Origin of the sequence: Streptomyces sp. NBC_00236, from assembly GCF_036195045.1 — a bacterium.
Classification (GTDB): Bacteria; Actinomycetota; Actinomycetes; order Streptomycetales; family Streptomycetaceae; genus Streptomyces.
In genome coordinates, this window is the sequence record NZ_CP108100.1 from 3,043,549 (window position 1) to 3,064,098 (window position 20,550).

Here is a 20,550-nt window from a genome sequence, read left to right on the forward strand (position 1 = left end):
CAATTTCCCGGAGGAGTGCGGTGTGCATTTCCCGGAGGAGTGCGGTCTGCTCGCCGCCCGGTGGCACCGCCTGTGGAGGAAGACGCCCGTCCCGCTCCGATGGTTGCCGCCGCGGAGTCCGGAGGGAACGGCTCCGGGCCCGGTCCGGATCGGTCCGGCGCGATCCGGACGAGAGGCTTCAGCCCCGCCCGGACCTCTTGCGAGCGCCCCGGAGAACCGGCCAAGCAGGCACTTTTGGGCGCACAGCAGACCTTTCAAGATCACTGAGAGGTGACCCCCGGGCGTGTTGTCAGCGGCAGGTGCGAGGATGCCTCCAGCACGGAACTGTGGGGGCGGGAGCCCCGCGTTACGTGACGAACCTGTACCGGACGACGCGTCCGTGCCGGGTGGGGGGAATCACAGGGCGTCTCCCCTGCCGGACACCGCGCGCAGAAGGGACCGCTGACGGCATGCAGATCCGGCTGACCGTCCTCGCGCCGCGCAGCGGCCAGACCCCGGCGCGCGCCTGCGACGTGCTGGTGACCGCCCCCGCGGGGACGGCGCTGGCCGCCGTGGCGTCCCATCTGGCCGCCTCGGTCTCCGGGCCCGACGGCTCACTCGGCAGCGGTGCGGTGGTGCTCTTCGCCGGACGGGAACGGCTCGACGCGCAGCGGTGCGCGCTCGGTGAGCCGCCCCTGGTCGACGGGGCAGTGCTCTCGCTCCAGGTCCCGGGCGGGGACGAGACGCCGGACGACACCGTCCCGGCCCAGCTGCACGTGATCGCGGGGCCGGACGCGGGCGGGGTCCACCTGCTGCACGGCGGGCAGATCCGGATCGGCCGCTCGGCCGACGCCGACGTCCCGCTCGACGACCCCGACGTGTCCCGGCTGCACTGCGCGGTGACGGTCTCCGCGGAGGGCCGGGTCTCCGTCGCCGACCTCGGCTCCACCAACGGCACCTCGCTGGACGGCACGGACGTCCGCGACCGCCCGGTCCGGCTGACCCCCGGCGCACTGCTCCGCCTCGGCGAATCGACGCTCCGGCTCACCTCCGGTGCGCGGACGCCGGCCCTGGGGACGGCGCCGGACGGCGAGGGCCACCTCCGCGTGGCCAGGGCGCCGTCCGCAGCCCCGGCGCCCCCGGACCACAGCTACGGACCCGCGTACGGCGGACCGGAGGAACACGACGGGGCGGACGCCGCCCACGACCACGAGCGCTTCCCCGGCGCCGACGGCCCGGCCCCGGCACGGCCCCACTCCGGCCCCGGACGTACCGGCCGGACGCCGGACGACGGGCCGCCCCGTCGCGGCATAGGCGCCTGGGCCCGCCGGCTCGCGGGCGGAAAGGCCGATCCGGTGCACGAGAGCGTGCCCGACGAGGCCGGCGCCCCGGCCCCCGCCGCGACGTTCACCGCGCTGCCCACCGCTCCCGAGGGCACCTGGCCGGATCCGGCCTCCGTGCTGCTGACCGCGCTCGGCCCCGGCCCCCGGCTGTGGGAGCGCGACATCGCGCACCCGGAGGCGCTGGTGGTCCGTCTCGGCACGACCGACCGGGCCGACCTGCCCGCCGTGCCCGTGACGGTGGGGCTGCGGGAGGCCGGTTCCCTCGGGCTCGCCGGGCCTCGGGAACGGCTGGCGGGGCTCGCCCGCTCCACCATGGCCCAGTTGGCCGCGCTGCACTCCCCCGCCGATCTGGAGATCGTGCTGATCAGCACGGACCGGGCCCGCGGCGCGGACGAGCGGCGGCGCGAGTGGGCGTGGCTCGGCTGGCTCCCGCATCTGCGCCCGATGCACGGCCAGGACTGCCGGCTGCTGCTGGCGTACGACCGTGAGCAGGCGGTCGCCCGGACGACGGAACTGGTGCGCCGGCTGGACGAGGGCCCGCTCGGCCCGGGCTGGGCGAGCCTCGATCCCGGCACGGTCGCCGAGGCCGCCCGTCACTACGAGGGTCCGTTCACCGTGGTGGTCGTCGACGGCGACCCCGGTTCCGCGGTGCTGCGCGAGAACACCGCCCGGCTGGCCGCGGCCGGTGCGGCGGCGGGCATCCATCTGGTCTGTCTGGCGGAGACCCCGGCCGCCACCCCCACGTCACCGGTCGCCGCGACGTACGAGGCGGCCTGCCATGCCTCGATCGCCTTCCGGGAGTGCGGGGCCGTGGCCATGCTCAGCGGTGACGTGGCGACGGCCCTGCGGTTGCTGCGTACCTCGGGCGGACAGGCCGCCGGCCACGGCACGGTGGCCACGGTGGACGCGGTCTCGGCGCACTGGGCGGAGCGGTTCGCGCGGGCGCTGGCCCCGCTGCGGGCCGAGGGTTCGACCGCGTTGCCGGGCCACCGCGCGGCCGTGGCGCTCCCGCCGTCCGCCCGGCTCCTGGACGAGCTGGGCCTGGCGCGGGCCACCCCGGCCTCGCTGATGGCCCGCTGGGCCTCGGCGGCGGACGAGCAGCCGGGGGCGACGGTCCGCGGCGCGGGCAGCTGGACGGGCGCTGCGGGAGCCGTGTCCGACGACGGCCGCGGCTCGGCCCGCACCGCGTACCCGGGCGGCCCCGGCCCCCGCGTGGGCGCCCAGCGCACCCCCGCCGACCCACCGCACCCCGGCGCATCCCGGGGCACGGACGACGACGGCCGCACGCGGGGCTCTGGCCGCACCCCCTACCCCGGCGCCTCGGACGACCGCCCGTCGGGCCGCACGCTGTACCCGGAACCGACCGGCTCGGGCCGCACCCCCTACCCGGGCAGCAACGACACCCACGCGGGTGCGCCGCGCCGCACCCCGGGCCGCGGCGACACGTACGACAGCGGGGGCTCCGGCCGCACCCCGCATCCCGAGCCCCGCGGCTCCGGCCGCACGCCCTACCCCGCCGCCACCGACACCCCGGGCTCCGGCCGCACGCCCTACCCCGGCACCACCGACACCCCGGGCTCCGGCCGTACGCCGTATCCCGAGCCCCGCGGCTCCGGCCGCACGCCCTACCCCGGCACCACCGACACCCCAGGCTCCGGCCGTACCCCGTACCCCGACAGCACCGCATCCGGCCGCACCCCGTACCCCCGCGTCGGGGCGCAGCGCTACGACGGGGGCCCCGGGGACACGCCGAGTTCCCGCACCCTGCCGGGGTCCGACACCCGGTCCTGGGGCGGGGCCGGAGACGTCCAGGGCGCCGACAGCCTGCGGAGCGCGGGGTCGGGGCGTTCCTCGAACCGGGTCAGCGGGCCGCGCCAGGGCGACGCGCCCCAGGTCGCGGCGCGCGGTGCCGAATCCGGACGGGCTCCCGCCGCCCGGCCGGCCCCGGCCTCCTCCGTCGGCGCTCCCGCCGGCGCGGCCGGGCGGCCCGTGGTGGTCCTCGGGGCCGGGCCCCGGGGCCCCGTGAGCGTGGATCTCTCCGAGGAGGGGCCGCACCTGCTCATCGAGGGGCCCGGCGGCAGCGGGCGTACGGAACTGCTGAGGGCGGTCGCCGCCTCGCTGGCCGCCGCCGACCGCCCCGACCGGCTCGGCATCCTCCTGGTCGACGGGGCGGGCGGTGAGCGCGGGGAGAGCCTGCGCCCCTGCACCGAACTCCCGCACGCGTTCACGCACCTGGTGGCGTCCGATCCCGTCCGGATGCGGGAGTTCGCCCAGGCGCTGGGCGGTGAGGTGAAGCGGCGGGCCGAGCTCCTCGGCGGGCTCGACTTCACCGACTGGCACAGCCGGCACGAAGTGGCGCAGCGGCTGGTGGGACAGCGTCCGCCCGGCCCGTCCGAGCAGCGCGGAGACGTGGAGTCCGCGATGAGCGGCACCCTGCGGCTGCGCCCCTCCTCGGCCCGGGCATCGGACCCGGGTCCCTCGCCGCTGCCCAGGCTCGTCGTGCTGGTGGACGACTTCGACGCGCTGATCGCCCCGGCGCTGGGCAGTCCGGGCCGGCCGGCCGCGGGTTCAGTCGTCCGGGCGCTGGAGGCCGTGGCCAGGGAAGGCGGCAGGCTCGGCATCCATCTGGTCGCCTCCTCCGCCCGCCCGGACCGCACGGAGGACACCGAGCTGGCCCGCGGGGCGCGTCTGCGCGTCGTACTGGATCCGCCCGTCATACCGCCGTCGCCGGACGAACCGGCGCCGGGCCGCGGGCGGCTGGGCCACCCTGACGGGCGGGTCACGCCGTTCCAGGGCGGCCGGGTGACCGGCCGCATCCCGCGTACGGCGACGCTGCGGCCCACGGTCGTCCCGCTGGAGTGGGAGCGGATGGGCGATCCGCCGACCCGTCGCCCGGTCCGCGAGCTGGGCAACGGGCCGACGGACCTGGCCCTGCTGGCCAGCGCGCTGGAGCGGGCGGCCCGTTCGGTGAACGCCGAGCCGCTGCCGCCGCTGGCGCCCACGCACCCCTGACGGGGGGGGCGGGCCCACCCGGTGGGCTCGCCGTCCCCAATAGCCCCATACCTGCACTGACCTCACGTCACGAGCCCATCACGATCAACGAGTTGGGCCCGATGGTGGTATTGCGGCACCCCGGTGCCGGGCGTAGGACTGTCCGCACAGGACGACGTGTTAAGTGGGCGGCACCACGGGGATCCGGCCGGTGCCGCCGTGCACGCGCACAGGAGAGACGGGGCAGGAATGCGCACAACGGTTCGGATTCGCAGGGCCGCCTTGGTGTTCACCGCCATCGGCGCGCTGGCCCTCACCGGCTGCGGCGACGACGGTGACGGCGGAAAGGAATCGAAGGACGGGGGTGGCTCGGCCAAGGAGACCGGGAGCACGCCGGGCGTCGTATTACCGAAACTGGACGGCGAGAAGATCTCGGTCGCCGCGGTCTGGACCGGGCCCGAGCAGGCCAACTTCGTCAAGGTCCTCAAGGAGTTCGAGAAGCGCACGGGCGCGACGGTGACGTTCGTCCCGGCGCAGGACCCGATCGTCAACTTCCTCGGTACGAAGATCGCGGGCGGCCAGCCGCCGGACGTTGCGATGATCCCGCAGGTCGGCGCCATCAAGCAGGCCGCCGAGAAGAAGTGGGCGAAGCCGGTCGGGGCCGAGGCCAAGGCTCAGCTCGCCAAGAACTACTCGAAGGTCTGGCAGGACCTGGGCGCGGTCGACGGCACCCAGTACGGCGTGTACTTCAAGGCCGCCAACAAGTCCTTGATCTGGTACAACGCCAAGGCGTTCGAGAACGCGGGCGCATCGGAGCCGAAGACCTGGAAGGACTTCCTGGCGACCGCCGAGACGGTGTCCGCCTCGGGTGTCACCCCGGTCTCGGTCGGCGGCGCGGACGGCTGGACGCTCACCGACTGGTTCGAGAACATCTACCTCTCCCAGGCGGGCCCCGAGAAGTACGACCAGCTGGCCCAGCACAAGATCAAGTGGACGGATCCGTCCGTCAAGGACGCCCTGACCTCGCTGGGGCAGCTGTTCGGCAAGCCCTCCCTGATCGCGGGCGGCGCCGACGGGGCGCTGCAGACGGAGTTCCCGGCCTCGGTCACCCAGACCTTCACCGGCGGTGACCAGCCCAAGGGCGCCATGGTCTTCGAGGGAGACTTCGTCGGTATCAACATCGCCCAGACGAAGGCCAAGATCGGCACCGACGCCAAGGTGTTCCCGTTCCCGGCGGTCGGCGCCGAGTCGCCCGTGGTGACCGGCGGCGACGCGGCGGTGGCCCTGAAGGACAGCAAGGGCGCCCAGGCCCTGCTGACCTGGCTGGCCTCCACCGACGCCGCCAAGATCTGGGCCGAGCAGGGCGGGTTCATCTCGCCGAACAAGGCCCTGGACGCCGCCGCGTACCCCAACGAGGTGCAGCGCACGATGGCCGAGGCACTGATCGCGGCCGGTGACGCCGTCCGGTTCGACATGTCCGACCAGGCTCCGCAGTCGTTCGGCGGGACGCCCGGGAAGGGCGAGTGGAAGACCCTCCAGGACTTCCTGAAGAACCCGAAGGACATCGCGGGGACCCAGGCGAAACTGGAGTCCGACGCGGCCAAGGCGTACAAGAGCTGACGCGATGACGACAGCCGCAGCGGGGGGCGCCGACGAGGCGCTCCCCGCCGACAAGCAACCGTCCGGCGGGACTTCGGTGCCCGCCCCCAGGAAGTCCGCCCCCGGCGGGCCCGTGCCCGGGCAGTCCGCGTCCGGCGGGCCGCCCGTGCGCAAGGTGCCCAGCCGCAGGAGCGTGACCGGCACCCGGAGGATCATCGCGGCGCTTTTCCTGCTGCCCGCGCTGGTCCTGCTCGGCGCGCTCGTGGTGTATCCGATCGTGTACTCCGTCTACCGGTCGTTCTTCGACCAGGCGGGCACCGGATTCGCCGGCTTCGACAACTACAAGGCGCTGTTCACGGACGACACCATCCGTACGGCGGTCAAGAACAACGCGATCTGGGTGGTCTTCGCGCCGACCGTCGCCACCGCTCTCGGTCTGATCTTCGCGGTGCTGACCGAGCGGATCCGCTGGGGCACGGCGTTCAAGCTGATCGTCTTCATGCCGATGGCGATCTCGATGCTCGCCGCGGGCATCATCTTCCGGCTGGTGTACGACGCGGCACCGGAGCGCGGCGTCGCCAATGCCGTCTGGGTGGGCGTGCACGACACGTTCGCCGAGTCGGCGGGCTTCCCCAAGGCGCATCCGCTGCCCGTCCATCCGCTCAAGGCGGCGGACGGCGGCTCCTTCGTGACGAAGGTGCCCGTGCGGGCCGGGGAGCCGGTCCGGCTCCCGCTGGTCGGGGTGCTGCCCGCGAAGATGCCCACCGACGCGAAGCCGGCCCGCGCCCCGCAGACGGGCGGGGACGGGAAGATCACCGGCACCGCATGGCTGGACTTCACCAAGGGTGGCGGCGGCAAGCCCAACGTCATCGACGCCAAGGAGCTCGGGCTCAAGGGCATCAAGGTGGAGGCCGTCAAGGACGGCAGGGTGGTCGCCTCCGCCACGGCGGGCGCCGACGGCGTCTTCACCCTGCCCGCCTCCGCGGACGGGGCCGAACTACGCCTCCCGGCCTCCAACTTCAAGGAGCCGTACAACGGGGTCGACTGGCTCGGTCCGTCGTTCGTGACGCCCGGCATCATCGGGAGTTACGTCTGGATGTGGGCAGGTTTCGCCATGGTGCTGATCGCGGCCGGCCTGGCGGGTCTGCCGCGTGAACTCCTGGAAGCGGCCCGGGTGGACGGGGCCAACGAGTGGCAGGTGTTCCGCCGGATCACCGTGCCGATGCTCGCGCCGGTCCTCGCGGTGGTGCTGGTGACGCTGATGATCAACGTCCTGAAGGTCTTCGACCTCGTCTTCATCATCGCGCCGGGCTCCTCGCAGGACGACGCGAACGTCCTGGCGCTCCAGCTCTACCGGTCCTCGTTCGGCACGGACGCCGACCTGGGGATCGGCAGCGCCATCGCCGTACTCCTGCTGCTGCTGGTGGTCCCGGTGATGCTCTTCAACATCAGGCGGATACGGAAGGAGGGGCGCCGATGACGACACCCTCGACCACGGCCCCGCCCGCCGGGGCGGGCGACGCCCCGGGCACCTCCGCGGCGAAGAGCGGGCGGTCCCTCGGCTCACGGATCGCGGCCCTGGCCGGCGGCGGTGTGATGCGGGTCGTGCTGGTCCTGGTGGCCCTGTTCTGGCTGATGCCGACCGTCGGACTGTTCCTGTCCTCGCTGCGCAGCGCGGACCGGATCGCAGCGACGGGCTGGTGGAAGATCTTCACCGTCCCGTCCGAGCTGACCTTCGACAACTACTCACGGCTGCTCGACAATTCGACGATCACCGACTCGCTGTTCAGCACCGTCATGATCACCGTCCCGTCGACGGTCCTGGTCGTGGTGATCGGCTCGCTCGCCGGATACGCCTTCGCCTGGATGGAGTTCCCGGGCCGTGACTGGTGGTTCCTGGTGGTCGTGGGGCTGCTGGTGGTCCCGGTCCAGGTCGCCCTGATCCCGGTCTCCAAGCTCTTCGGCGCGGTCGGGATCTTCGAGACGACCTTCGGCGTGGTCATCTTCCACACGGCCTTCGGTCTGCCCTTCGCGATCTTCCTGCTGCGCAACTTCTTCGCGGAGATCCCGCGCGAACTGCTGGAGGCCGCACGGCTCGACGGGGCGGGCGAGATCCGGCTGTTCACCCGGGTCGTGATGCCGCTGGGCGGACCGGCGATCGCCTCGCTCGGGATCTTCCAGTTCCTCTGGGTGTGGAACGACATGCTGGTCGCGCTGATCTTCGCGGGCTCGGACTCCCCGCCGATCACCGTGGCACTCCAGCAGCAGGTACGGCAGTTCGGCAACAACATCGACGTCCTGGCGCCCGGCGCCTTCGTGTCGATGGTGATCCCGCTCGCGGTGTTCTTCGCCTTCCAGCGCCAGTTCGTCTCCGGCGTGATGGCGGGCGCGGTCAAGTAGCCGCGCCGTACGGAACATCGCACACCGGTACGTCAACCGGGGGCATCCCTGTGTACGCCAACAGGGGTGCCCCCACCTGGCGTTTCGCGTGGCCAGCGGGGTACTGCGTAACCCTGTCACTCCATCGGGCGTTTGCGGAGTACCCGCCTCCACTGTCGGCGCGCGTACGTCCGTGCACTGCGCCCCGGCCCTGCCGCTCCGCACGCCCGTGTCCGAGAAAGAGTCCGTATGCCCCGCCTGAGTGTCATCATCCCCGTCCGCCGCGCCCGGGGAAGTCTGCGCGAATGCCTGGAGTCGGTGCTCTCCCAGCCGTTCACGGACATCGAGGTGATCGGTGTCGCCGACGGGGCGCCGGACGGTTCGGGGCTGCTGCTCGACGAGTTCGCCGCCCGGGACGACCGGGTGCAGGCCATCCACCTGCCGGACGGCGCGGGTCCGGAAGGGTGCCGCAACGCCGGGGCGGAGCGGGCCGTCGGGGACTATCTGCTGTTCCTGGACGCGCACTTCGTGCTCCTGCCGGGTGCGCTGGATGCCGTCGCCGGGCGGCTCGTGGATGCCGGGGAGCCCGATCTGCTGCTGTTCGGCCACCACAAGCGGCCGTTCCGCGGGCGGTCCCGGCCCAGCAGGTCGCTGGAGCGGCTGGCCGAACTCTCCGACGGCCCGCTGGCCGCCCCCGGGCAGTCCGCGCTCCTCGACATCGCCCCGGTGTCCTGGAACCGGGCCGTGCGCCGCACCCTGCACGAGGGCGAGAAGCTGACCTTCGGGCCCGGGCGGCACGGGGAGCGGGTCTACGCCCTGCAGACCGTCGCCGCCGCCGAGTCCGTGGCCGTCCTGCCCATCGCCTGCGTCGAACACCGCCGGCAGCGCTACCTGCCGGGCCTCGGCGACGAGACACCGGAAGCGGCACCCGCCGAACTCGTCGACGCGTACGCCGGGCTGATGGAGTTCCTCCGTGAGCGCCCCCGGCTGCTCGCCGTGCAGCCACTGCTCTTCGAACGGGCCGTCCAGGAACTGCTGTCCGGCTATCCGGCCGTGACGCGCCGGCGCAGGAGGTACGTACGCTCCGTCGCCGCCTTCCACCGCGCCTACCGGCCCGCCGGCCACCGCCTCCCCGGCGGCGCGCGCGGGCTGCGCCCCCGGCTGATCAGCGGCGGCCGGTACGCCCTGCTCGGCGCCCTCGACACGGCCCTGGCCCTGCGCCGCGGGCTGCGGGCCGCCCCGGACGCGGTACGGGACCGGGCCAAGCGCAGCCTGAGCAGGCGCTACTACTGGTACTGGCGCAAGTTCCCGCTGGACCGCGGGCTCGCCGTCTACGCCGCGTACTGGAACCGCGGGGTCAGCTGCAATCCGGAGGCCGTCTTCCGCAAGGCCCGGGAGCTGGCGCCGGGGGTGCGCGGGGTATGGGTGATCTCGAAGAACCACGTGGACTCGGTGCCGGAAGGCATCGACTACGTGGTGCCCGGCACCCGTCGCTACTGGGCGACGATGGCCCGGGCCACGTACTTCTTCAACAACGTCAACTTCCCCGACCACGTGGTCAAGCGGCCCGGCCAGGTGCATGTGATGACGCACCACGGCACCCCGCTGAAGATCATGGGCCTGGACCAGCAGGACTATCCGGCGGCGGCGCAGGGCCTGAACTTCGACCGGCTGCTCAAGCGGGTCGACCGGTGGGACTGGAGCGTCTCCGCCAATCCGCACTCCACGGAGGTCTGGGCCCGTGCCTACCCGGGGGCCGCGCGGAGTCTGGAGACGGGGTACCCGCGCAACGACGTCCTCGCCTCGGCGACCGACGAACAGGTCCGGGCGGTCCGTGAGGGCCTCGGCATCCGGCCCGGTCAGCGCGCCCTGCTGTACGCGCCCACCCACCGCGACTACGAGGCGGCCTTCACCAGCCGCCTGGACCTGGAACGGTTCTGCGCGGCCGTCGGCCCGGACACCGTGGTCATGGTGCGCGCGCACTACTTCTACGGCGGCGCGAAGCTGCCCGGGAGCCCGTCGGTCATCGACGTCAGCGAGCACCCGCGGATCGAGGACCTCTGTCTGGCGGCCGACGCGCTGATCACGGACTACTCGTCGGTGATGTTCGACTACGCGCATCTGAACCGCCCGATCGTGGTGCACGCCCCGGACTGGGAGACGTACCGCACGGTCCGCGGTGTCGTGTTCGACCTGCTCTCCGGCCGTCCCGGCGAGACCCCGGGTGCCGTGGCGACGACCACGGAGGAGCTGGCGCGCGTCTTCAACGACGGCAGCTGGGACAGCCCGGCGAGCCGGGAGCTGCTGGCCGCCTTCCGGGCCCGCTTCTGCCCGTACGACGACGGCCGCGCCGCCGAGCGCGTGGTGCGGCGGGTCCTGCTGGGCGAGGAGCCCACCACGGCCTGATTCCGTCGCACATGCCGAAGGGCCCGCCGTGGCGGGCCCTTCGGCATGCACGGGCTCAGCGTTGCTGGCCCGCCATGACCGTGGCGAGGCCGATCACCACGAGCAGCGAACCGCCCCAGGTCCACATCGAGGTCCGCTCGTGCAGCACCGTCGCCCCGGCCCCCACGATCAGCAGATAGCCGAGGGCGTTGAACGGATAGGCGATGGAGAGCGGCACCTTGGCCAGCGTCGACATCCAGGCGAGCGCGGACACCGCGAAGACCACCAGGCCGAGGACGACCCACGGGCTGGTGGCGGCGCGCAGCGCGACCGACCCGCCGTCCCGTCCGGCGGTCGCGACGGCGCCCTTCATCCCGTGCTTGAGCATGATCTGGCCACCGGCCGACGAGAACACGGCGAACAGCAGCAGGATCAGACTGGGGAGGGTCAAGGTCTTGCTCCTGACTGCGGCGGCCCGGGACTCGGACGCCGGGGCGGGGGTGGGTTCGGGGATCGTCGCCTCAGACGCCGACCCGGTCGGCGGGGACGTACTGTCGGTTGAGGATGTCCTGTACATCGACGTGCTCTCCAGCGATGATCGTCTCGGCCGCATGCGGGGTGAGCAGTGCGACGTGCTGATAGCCGAACAGCGTCGGCCGGATCCGGGTCAGCAGCCTCGACATCCCGCCGAGTACGGCGGCGAGCGGCCCGCGGCCCAGGAGCGACCAGAACGGCGCCCCGGTCGAGGCGATGTCCAGGACGTCGTAGCCCGCGGCGCGCACGGTGCGGCGCAGACTGGCCCGGGTGAAGAAGCGCAGATGCGTTTCGTCGAGGATGCCGCGGCGGTCGTAGTCGAAGGCCCCGAGCGCGACCCGCAGCCGTGAGTACCAGTGGCTGAAGTTCGGCACGGAGAGCAGCACCTCGCCGCCGGGCCGCAACACGGTCGCGACCTCCGCGAGCACCCGCTCGGGGCGGGAGAGGTGCTCGATGACGTCTCCGGCCACGACGTAGTCGAAGCCGGTGCCGATCTCCGCCGGCAGCCCCTCCTCCAGGTTGGCGAGATGGAAGTGGGTGCACTTCTCCCGCACACCGGGCACCTCGACGTAGTCCACGCCGGTCACCTCGTGGCCGAGGGATTCGAGGCGCTGCGCGAACAGCCCGCCGGAACAGCCGAGGTCCAGGACCCGGCCGGGGGGCATCTTCCGCATCTTCTCCAGGATGACCGCGTGCGAGGAGCCGTCGCCCTCCTTGAAGGCGTACTCCACGGGCTTGGGGATCCAGGCGCAGGTGCCGAACCCCTTGATGGCCAGCCGGTATTCGAGGACGTCCTTGACGACGTCCTTCGCGTACTTCATGCCGTTGACGTAGCAGATCTCGTCGCCGTAGTACGTGGGGACCGGGATCTCCTTGATCCGCATTCCCGCGTTCAGCAGCTGGACGATGATCTGGGTGTCGAAGTCGAAGGCGTCCGTGTTCCGGTCGATGGGCAGCTTCTTCAGTGCCTCGACGCTGTAGGCGCGGTAGCCGGAGTGGAATTCGGTGAGCTTCGACCCGAGCAGCCCGTTCTCCAGTCTGGTGAGAACACGGTTGCCCAGCCACTTGTACATCGGCATTCCGCCCTTGAGGGCGCCGCCCGATTTCATCATCCGCGATCCGAACACGGCTTCGCATTCGCCCCGTTCGATCGGGGCGACCATTTCGGGAAGCAATTCGGGGGCGTACTGGCCGTCACCGTGCAGCAGCACGACGATATCGAGTCCGTGCGCGGCGGCCAGCGCGTATCCGGCTTTCTGATTCCCGCCGTAACCGAGGTTCTTGGTGTGCCGCATCACCACGGTCCGCGGCATTCCCTCGGCCTGCGACCACCGGCAGCCGGCGGTGAAGGTCGCGTCATGACTCGCGTCGTCGAGAATGAGAATCTCGTCGACCCGGGAACGGAAATCCTCCGGAATCCGGTCGAGGGTCTTCTCCAGCGTGGTCTCCGCGTTGTACGCGACCACCAGGATGCCGATCCTGGGGCTCGGGCTTTCCTTCACGGGGCGTTCTCCAGTTGCGCTCGGTGCTCGTGGCGGGGTCGGGGAGGGGCGAGGGCGGATGCCGTTCCGGGGTCGTGGTCAGGTGACGGCGGACCCGGAGGGCTGGGAGGTACGGGGAACGGAGAGCTGCGCCCGCCCGGTGCGGCCGGACGGGTCCCCGCCGGGCCGCGTGGCGAGGAGGCGGTGGACACCGGTGGCCAGCCCGGCTGCGAGGACGATCCAGCCGGCGGCGCCCAGGTAGAGCACCGGCTCGCTCCAGCGCACGGCGGAGCGTCCGCCGTAGCCGAGGACGGCGGTCAGTCCGAGCACGGCGTTGTACGCGAGTCCCTCCCACGCGCCGAGGACGAACATTCCGGCTGCCGCCCAGGTCAGGTACTGCAGACCGGATGCGGTGGACAGCAGGAGCAGCAGGCCCAGCGTGGCGGCGACGACGCCCGGCAGCTGCGCCGGCCGCAGCCACGCGAGCCGGGCCCCGGCGGCCACGCACAGCAGGACGAAGAGGAAGTGACCGCCGCCCTGCATGAAGGTGATGACGGACTCCGGCAGGCCGGAGACGTCCGCGAAGCGGACCAGCCCCCAGAGGCGGTAGCTGCCGCCCGCGTACTCCAGCACGTTCCGCTGGAGGTCCTGCCCCACGGTGACCAGGACCGGCCCCCACACGAGCGCGAACACGGCGGCGAACCCGGCGGCGAAGCGGACCAGCACCGGACGGCCGCCCCGCACCGCGGCGACCAGCAGCGCCGGGACCACCACGACCGGGATGAACTTGACGCTGATGGAGAGCGCCGCGGCCACTCCCGCGGCGAGCGGGGACTTGCGGTCGGCCAGCAGATGGGCGGCTGCCAGGGCGAACACGATGGCGACCGCGTCGGTGTTGCCGTGGTAGCCGGACGTGGCGATCAGCACCGGGCTGACGGCCACACCGACCCCGCACAGCACCGCGGTGCGCAGCGTGGCACGTCTGCGGACGATTTCGAACACGAGCAGGGCGCAGAGGAAATCGGCGAGCGAGGCGGGCCATCTGATCAGCGTGGCGAACGAAATTCCGAATTCCGAAATCCCGTTCAGCCCGAGCAGCATCCAGCCGGCCAGTGGCGGGTGGTTGTAAACAGGAAGTCCGGGCAGCTGCTGCTCATAGATGCGAATGGGTCCGTGTGCGGCGACGGCCTGGGCGAATCCTTGAAAGAAGCGCACATCGGCGGGCCCCGGCTCATTCGCCGCGATGAGCGTGCGAGTGAGAAGACCGACCGCCGCGGCAACAAGCACAGCGGCTCTGGCCCTTCGCACATCCCAGGTCTCGCACCACATTCGGATACCCATGAAAACAGAACGTAGCAACCCGAAGTCACGATGCAACGCACCGATGAACATACTTATCCAGCCCATGGCTCGGATTCCCTGTACATCCGTGCAAACGCCACTTTCCCCGAATCACTCGAACGGTTCACGCAGTTCGGACAGCCCGTGCGTCAATTCGTGTTCACCACCACGTCACCCCGCACGTCACCGCGCATCCGTGCCTGCCGGACCGGCGCGACGCAGGGACGCGGGCTACCGCAAACGGTCGGCCACCCGCGCGGCCGCCCGGCCGTCGTCGAGGTCGCAGAAGTCCCGGCGGAAGGCCTCGTACGCCCCCGCGTGTCCCGCGGTCGACCGGACCGGGTCGCGCAGGGCCTCGATCAGATCCGCGGACTCGGGGATCAGCGGGCCGGGTGCCCGCGATTCGAAGTCGAAGGCGAAACCGCGCAGCGTGTCGCGGTAGTGCTCCAGGTCGTAGGTGTGGAAGAGCATCGGGCGGCCGGTGTGCGCGAAGTCGAACATCATCGAGGAGTAGTCGGTCAGCAGCGCGTCGCTGACCAGCATCAGCTCACTTGCCTCCGGGTAGCGCGAGACATCGCGGACGAACCCCGTGCCGCTGTCCGGGAGCCGGTCGGTGACCAGGTAGTGACGGCGCACCAGCAGGACGGTGTCCGCGCCCAGTTCCCGCTCGGCGGCGGCGAGGTCGAGCCGCAGGTCCATGGTGTAGCGGCCGTTGTTCCTCGGCCGGTCCTCGCGCCAGGTCGGTGCGTAGAGCACGACCCGTTTGCCGTCGGGGATCTGGAGGGTCTCCCGTACCGCGGCGGCGACCTTCGTCCGGTCCGGGGCGTGGAAGAGGTCGTTGCGCGGGTAGCCGCACTCCAGGACCTCGCCCTCGAAGCCGAAGGAGCGGCGCAGCACGGGGGTCGCGTACGTGCTCGGCGAGACCAGGAAGCTCCACTGCCGGGCGCGCTGTTCGAGGGTGGCGATGTAGGCGCGGTTCGCCCGGGCGGTTCCGGCGAGGTCCAGGCCGATGCGCTTGAGCGGGGTTCCGTGCCAGGTCTGGACGACGGTCTGGCCCTCGCGCCGTTCGAACCACTCGGGCAGCTGGGTGTTGGTGACGATGTGCCGGCTGCGGGCCAGCGCCTCGTGCCAGGCGGCCGAGCCGTGCTCCACGGCGGTGGCCCCGGCGGGGATACGCGCCTGGCTGTCGCGTACGACCCACAGATGCTCCGCACCGGTCCCCCGCCGGGTCAGCTCCTCGTGAACGGCCCGCGGTGAGTCCGAGTACTGCCGGCCGTCGAAACTGCTGAACAGCACGGCGTCGCGCAGCGCCGCGGTGCGCTGTGCCGTGTAGGCCACGCCGAGCAGCCGCCGGGCACGGGGGCCACGCTCCGCGGCGCCGAGCGGGGGCGCGCAGCTCAGCAGCAGCTGGTCGTGGAAGCGCCGCTCGATGACGTACGCACGGCCTGCCAGGGTGCGGGCCGCGGGCAGGGTGTGGTGGACGGCGGCCGGGAGGCGCAGGGCGGTGTCACGGGTCTCGTCGGCGGCGCCCTTCTCACGGAGGAAGAAGTACCAGTTGCCCTCCCCCAGCGGCAGTTCCCCGCCCCCGCACGTCGCGACGGCGTCCGGCCGCAGCTCGGCCGTGAACCGCCGCTCCTCCTGCGGACCGGTGAACGCGACGGGGAAGACCGCCTCCTCGTGATGACCGCTGTGCCGGGCCACCAGCTCGACCGGGCGCCCGGGATCGTCCGGGAAGGTGCCCTCCAGGAGCAGCTTCCCGTCCTGCGTCCAGGCGGCCAGTTCCACGGCGGGCTGGACGGGCCGGTCGCTGATCAGCAGATTGCCGCGCGCGCTCACGGTGAGGCCCAGCTCACGGGGCTCGTCACCGGCCGGTGCGAGCGGGTAGCGGCCCGGCGGGACGGGCCCCGGCACATCGATCGGGGTGCGACTGCCGCCGGGGCCGACAAGATGGACGCTGTACGGGATACCCGACCGCCCCTGCGTGGCTGCGGGCCGGGCGTCGAGGAGCGCCGTGAGCGGGATCGTGGCCGTGAAGCGACGCCATCCCGTCGCCGAGGGCGTGGTGTCCTCCTGCACCGTCACGGGGCACTCGAAGGCGGTTTTGGAGGAACGGTGGGTGAGGCTCAGCCGCAGGTCCTGGCAGCCGAGCCGGTTGCGGAGCATGCCGTCGACGACGACGGCGGCCGTGCCGTCGGCCTGCTCATCCGCCCGGTGGGTCTCGAAGCGTGCGTCGATCCGCTCGGCGTGCACGACCAGCCGGTCACCGTCGAAGACCGGCACGATCCGGTGGTCCCCGTCCGGCCGGTGCACGGGCGGCGCCACGGGTGCCTCGGCGGTGCTGGGCGCGGAACGGCGCAGCAGCCCGTTCCGCGCGACGCCGAGCTCCAGGCGCCAGGTGACGTGAGCGGCCGGGCCGTCCACGGGGATACGGAGTCTGGCGGGGTCGAGCACCGTCTCGAAGCCGGCCCGGTCGTAGTCGTGCAGGCTCTGCCGGGAGCGCGCGGTGGCCTCCGGTTCGGCGGTCCTGCGCAGCCGGAGCGGGATCACCTGCCGCCGGCCCGCCCGGAGCCACCCGGCCCGGAATTCGGAGGCGCCCGAGGCCGCGGGCTGATTGCGGATGTACGCGTACCCCTTCAGCCGCAGCTTGCCGTCCTGCCAGCCGACCTCCCGCAGCCGGGCGACCAGCGGCAGATCGCGCTCGCCGACGCGCAGCACCCGGCCCGGCACCGGCCGGGTCAGCGGTGGGTAGGCGGCCCGCCGACGGCGCAGCCCGCGTACGGCGAACGCGCCGGGCTCGCGCTTGTCGAAGGCGAGCAGGGCCAGCAGTTCCTCCGTGCGGCGCTCGCGCACCAGGTGCCACATCAGCCGCAGCCGCAACGGAAGCCCGTCGAGCACCGCCGGTTCGACCTGGTCGAGGAAGGCGCTGGTGTGCGTCAGGAAGGCTTCGCGGTACGCGTCGTCGCCGTCGGGCAGGACCTCCATGAAGTACCAGAGGTCGTTGGCCAGCGCGTGCGCCTCGTAGTGGCTCTTGTCGGCGGCCGTGCGCTTCTCCTCCAGGAAGGCGCAGACGCCCTGCACGTGCGCGACCCGGTCGCGGATGCCGCGGACCACGGCCCGGCCCGCGGTGATCGAGCCGGGGCGGTCGCGCCAGTGGTAGACGGGGTCCTTCACGATGTCGACGGAGCCGGCCAGGAAGTGCGCGGGCAGCACGACCGGGATGTCCTCGTACAGTGCGCCGACGGGGAAGGCGAACCCGTGCTCGTCCCAGAAGGAGCGGCGGAAGACCTTGTTGCAGGCGATCCGGTCGCCGGTGAGTTCCCGGTCGCGGGAGATGTGGGTGCGCAGCCGCGTGGTCGCCATGGGCACCCGGAACATGGGCGACTGCTGGAGCCTGCCGTCGGTCCGCAGCCGCAGCACGTTGCCGGACGCGAGGTCCGAGCCCGTCTCCTCCAGGGCGCCGACCAGCAGTTCGTACGCCCGCGGCGGGACGACGTCGTCGCTGTCGACGAACGCGAGGTAGCGGCTCTCCGGGTCGCAGTGGCGGACGCCGGTGTTGCGGGCGTGCCCCAGCCCGCCGTTCTCCTGGCTGACCAGCCGGAAGCGGTCGTCCTCGGCGGCGAACGCGGCGGCCACGGCGGCGCTGCCGTCGGTGGACCCGTCGTCGACCATCACCACTTCGAGGTCGGTGACGGTCTGCCCGGCGAGCGACTTCAGGCAGTCCGTGAGGAAGGGTTCCACGTTGTAGACGGGGACAACGACACTGAGCCGTGGCGGCATGGTGAGCACGTCCGTTCATCGGGGGCCTGGCAATCCGTATGGCTCAACCCCGTGAACGGCCGGGGGTCACCGGTTACGGTCCCCAACGAGTGATGTCGCGGTCACGCGTGCTGACGTGGACGGCCGCCGCCGCACGGCCGCCGCGCCTACGGTCGGCGGGTGAGTGCCGCCACGGCCGAGGCCGCCAGGTCGTCCAGGTAGCCCGCGGGCAGCTCGCCCCTGACGACCGCGAGCCGCCAGTAGAGGGGCCCGACGATCAGGTCGAGGGCACGGTCGGGGTCGCAGTCCTGCGGCAGTTCCCCGCGTGCGACGGCGTCCCGCACGACCACGGCGGCGATGCCCTGCTGCGGGTCGAGCAGGGCGGCCTTGATGGTGTCGGAGATCTCCGGGTTGCGGGCCGCCTCGACCAGCAGGTCCGGGATGACCTGGGAGGCGAGCGGGTGACGGAGCGCGTAGGCGGCCAGTTCGAGCACGGCACGGACGTCCCCGTACAGCGAACCGGTGGCCGGGGCCGGCATGCCCTGCACGGCGACGGCCGACACCAGGTCCAGGACCAGGTGCAGCTTGGACTTCCAGCGACGGTAGACCGCGGTCTTGCCGACGCCCGCCCGGCGGGCGATGCCCTCGATGGACATCCGGGCGAAGCCGACCGCGGCCAGCTCCTCGAAGACCGCGGTGCGGATCGCATCGGTCACGTCCTCGCGCAGCACGGCGGCTCCGGCGGGGGCACGGCGGCGGCTTCCCGGGTCGGTGGTCATGGCCGAATCATAGTCCGCGACGACGAAACGGTTGCGTAGCGACGTCCTGGCGTCCTACCCTCGGCGTTGCGACGATACGGTCCCGTTCCGTCGCCGCTCGACTGTTTCCCCCGCCCCTTCCCGCCTTCCCTCGAAAGCGATCGTGGTGAGCCAGACAACAGCCCCGGCCCCGGCGGACACCCCGCCGACCGCCTCCCCGCCCGTTTCCCCGGCCGCCCACGCGCTCGTTCACGCGCCTGGCGAGCTCGCCGCTCTCGCCGCCCGCCACGGGCTGACCGTGAGCGGAGCCCGCCCGACGCTGCCGGTGTACGTCCGGCAGCTGTGGGGGCGGCGGCACTTCATCACGGCGTTCGCCACCGCCAAGCTCACCGCCCAGTACAGCCAGGCGAAGCTCGGCCAGATCTGGCAGATCATGACCCCGCTGCTGAACGCGGCGGTCTACTACTTCATCTTCGGCGTCCTGATGAAGACGAAGCAGGGCGTCAGCGACTTCGTCCCGTTCCTGGTCACCGGCGTCTTCATCTGGACCTTCACCAGCACCTCGATCACCGCCGGCACCCGTGCGATCAGCGGCAACATCGGCCTCGTACGGGCCCTGCACTTCCCCCGGGCCTCGCTGCCGATCGCGATGGCCCTGCAACAGCTCCAGCAGCTGCTGTTCTCACTGGCCGCGCTGGTACTGATCCTGCTGGCCGTCGGCCAGTACCCGCAGCCGTCCTGGCTGCTGGCGGTACCGGCCCTGGCCCTGCAGGCGGTGTTCAACACCGGTGTCTCGATGGTCTTCGCCCGGCTGGCCGCCCGGACTCCGGACATCTCCCAGCTGATGCCCTTCATCCTGCGCACCTGGATGTACGCCTCGGGCGTCATGTGGAGCCTCGACGCGAGCCTGGCGGGCGACCGGGTCCCGTACCTGGTGAAGCTGGCGCTGGAGATCAATCCGGCCGCCGTCTACATCGACCTGATGCGGTTCGCCCTCATCGACAGCTTCCACGCCGCGCAGCTTCCGCCGCACGTGTGGGCCGTCGCCGCCGGCTGGGCGCTGGTGTGCGGCGTGGGCGGGTTCGTCTACTTCTGGCAGGGCGAGGAGAGTTACGGGCGTGGCTGAGAGCACGGATTGCGCGGTACCGACGGTCGTCGTCGACGACGTCCACATCACGTACAAGGTCAACGGCGCCCGCGCCGGCAGGGGCAGCGCCACCTCGGCCCTGAGCCGGATCGTCTCGCGCCGGCAGGCCCCCGGAGTGCGCGAGGTGCACGCCGTGAAAGGGGTCAGCTTCGCCGCGTACAAGGGGGAGGCGATCGGGCTGATCGGCTCCAACGGCTCGGGGAAATCGACGCTGCTCAAGGCGATCGCCGGACTGCTGCCCGCCACGCAGGGCCGCGTCCACACCCAGGGCCAGCCCTCACTGCTCGGGGTGAACGCGGCACTGATGAGCGATCTGACCGGCGAGCGCAACGTCGTGCTCGGCGGGCTCGCGATGGGCATGACCCGCGAGGAGATCCGCGAACGCTACGCCGGCATCGTCGACTTCTCCGGCATCAACGAGAAGGGTGACTTCATCACGCTGCCGATGCGCACGTACTCCTCCGGCATGGGCGCCCGGCTGCGCTTCTCCATCGCGGCCGCCAAGGACCACGACGTCCTCCTGATCGACGAGGCGCTCTCCACCGGCGACGCCCGTTTCCAGCGGCGCAGCAAGGACCGGATCATCGAACTGCGCGAGCAGGCCGGCACGGTGTTCCTGGTCAGCCACCACAACAAGTCGATCACCGAGACCTGCGACCGGGCGATCTGGCTGGAGGCGGGCACCCTGCGGATGGACGGCCCGGCAAAGGAGGTCGTGGCGGCGTACGAGCGCTTCACCGGCAAGAAATAGGCATTTCGAGCCCGTCCGGCATCTCAAGCCCGTCCGGCGATTGAGGACAACTACCTCGGCCCCGGGCGGGCCGCACACTCTCCCGCCCGTCCGGCACACCAAGCCC

12 protein-coding genes are annotated in these 20,550 nt (G+C 72.2%); 7 read left to right on the top strand and 5 right to left on the bottom strand.

Annotated features, from left to right (window positions below; genetic code table 11):
- The first annotated feature begins 449 nt into the window (after nucleotides 1-449).
- The 5 genes from OG446_RS13620 to OG446_RS13640 all read left to right on the top strand — a co-directional run bounded on the left by OG446_RS13620 (nucleotide 450) and on the right by OG446_RS13640 (nucleotide 10,697).
- Nucleotides 450-4,334, top strand: coding sequence for an FHA domain-containing protein (locus OG446_RS13620; RefSeq protein ID WP_328894286.1), 3,885 nt, complete (start codon nucleotides 450-452; stop codon nucleotides 4,332-4,334).
- A gap of 228 nt (nucleotides 4,335-4,562) precedes the next feature.
- Nucleotides 4,563-5,933: an ABC transporter substrate-binding protein gene (locus OG446_RS13625; RefSeq protein WP_328894287.1), complete on the top strand. Its 1,371-nt coding sequence runs from the start codon at nucleotides 4,563-4,565 to the stop codon at nucleotides 5,931-5,933.
- Nucleotides 5,934-6,105: 172 nt separating this feature from the next.
- Complete coding sequence (locus OG446_RS13630; RefSeq protein WP_328898289.1) at nucleotides 6,106-7,392, top strand: carbohydrate ABC transporter permease; 1,287 nt, start codon at nucleotides 6,106-6,108, stop codon at nucleotides 7,390-7,392.
- Nucleotides 7,389-8,312: a carbohydrate ABC transporter permease gene (locus OG446_RS13635; protein ID WP_328894288.1), complete on the top strand. Its 924-nt coding sequence runs from the start codon at nucleotides 7,389-7,391 to the stop codon at nucleotides 8,310-8,312. Before OG446_RS13630 ends, OG446_RS13635 begins: the two co-directional genes overlap by 4 nt.
- A 228-nt stretch (nucleotides 8,313-8,540) precedes the next feature.
- Complete coding sequence (locus tag OG446_RS13640; RefSeq protein ID WP_328894289.1) at nucleotides 8,541-10,697, top strand: bifunctional glycosyltransferase/CDP-glycerol:glycerophosphate glycerophosphotransferase; 2,157 nt, start codon at nucleotides 8,541-8,543, stop codon at nucleotides 10,695-10,697.
- Nucleotides 10,698-10,752: 55 nt separating this feature from the next.
- Here OG446_RS13640 and OG446_RS13645 read toward each other — a convergent pair whose 3' ends face one another.
- The 5 genes from OG446_RS13645 to OG446_RS13665 form a co-directional block, all read right to left on the bottom strand.
- Nucleotides 10,753-11,127 (bottom strand): hypothetical protein, encoded by a 375-nt coding sequence (locus tag OG446_RS13645; protein WP_236064105.1) that lies wholly within the window; start codon nucleotides 11,125-11,127, stop codon nucleotides 10,753-10,755.
- Nucleotides 11,128-11,197: 70 nt separating this feature from the next.
- Entirely contained in the window at nucleotides 11,198-12,712 is a 1,515-nt protein-coding gene (locus OG446_RS13650; RefSeq protein WP_328894290.1) for a bifunctional glycosyltransferase/class I SAM-dependent methyltransferase, read from the bottom strand.
- Between the two features lie 78 nt (nucleotides 12,713-12,790).
- Nucleotides 12,791-13,906: a glycosyltransferase family 39 protein gene (locus OG446_RS13655; RefSeq protein WP_328894291.1), complete on the bottom strand. Its 1,116-nt coding sequence runs from the start codon at nucleotides 13,904-13,906 to the stop codon at nucleotides 12,791-12,793.
- A gap of 357 nt (nucleotides 13,907-14,263) precedes the next feature.
- The gene (locus OG446_RS13660) at nucleotides 14,264-17,818 is read right to left on the bottom strand and encodes a CDP-glycerol glycerophosphotransferase family protein (RefSeq protein WP_443050110.1); all 3,555 of its coding nucleotides are present in this window, start codon (nucleotides 17,816-17,818) and stop codon (nucleotides 14,264-14,266) included.
- A 137-nt stretch (nucleotides 17,819-17,955) separates the two neighbouring features.
- The gene (locus OG446_RS13665; RefSeq protein ID WP_328894293.1) at nucleotides 17,956-18,567 is read right to left on the bottom strand and encodes a TetR/AcrR family transcriptional regulator; all 612 of its coding nucleotides are present in this window, start codon (nucleotides 18,565-18,567) and stop codon (nucleotides 17,956-17,958) included.
- Between the two features lie 142 nt (nucleotides 18,568-18,709).
- Between OG446_RS13665 and OG446_RS13670 the strand changes: the two genes are divergently transcribed.
- Nucleotides 18,710-19,672 carry an ABC transporter permease gene (locus tag OG446_RS13670; protein ID WP_328894294.1) on the top strand — a complete coding sequence of 321 codons (963 nt, stop codon included), beginning with the start codon at nucleotides 18,710-18,712 and terminating at the stop codon, nucleotides 19,670-19,672.
- A complete protein-coding gene (locus OG446_RS13675; protein ID WP_328894295.1) occupies nucleotides 19,665-20,444 on the top strand; it encodes an ABC transporter ATP-binding protein in 780 nt (259 codons plus the stop codon). The genes OG446_RS13670 and OG446_RS13675 overlap by 8 nt, the downstream gene beginning before the upstream one ends.
- The last annotated feature ends 106 nt before the right edge of the window (nucleotides 20,445-20,550 follow it).

What these genes read in the sequence shown, in the direction of transcription:
- OG446_RS13620 (WP_328894286.1), top strand. Translation starts at nt 450, where the DNA reads ATGCAGATCCGGCTGACCGTCCTCGCGCCGCGCAGCGGCCAGACCCCG.
- OG446_RS13625 (WP_328894287.1), top strand. Translation starts at nt 4,563, where the DNA reads ATGCGCACAACGGTTCGGATTCGCAGGGCCGCCTTGGTGTTCACCGCC.
- OG446_RS13635 (WP_328894288.1), top strand. Translation starts at nt 7,389, where the DNA reads ATGACGACACCCTCGACCACGGCCCCGCCCGCCGGGGCGGGCGACGCC.
- OG446_RS13640 (WP_328894289.1), top strand. Translation starts at nt 8,541, where the DNA reads ATGCCCCGCCTGAGTGTCATCATCCCCGTCCGCCGCGCCCGGGGAAGT.
- OG446_RS13665 (WP_328894293.1), bottom strand. Translation starts at nt 18,567, where the DNA reads ATGACCACCGACCCGGGAAGCCGCCGCCGTGCCCCCGCCGGAGCCGCC.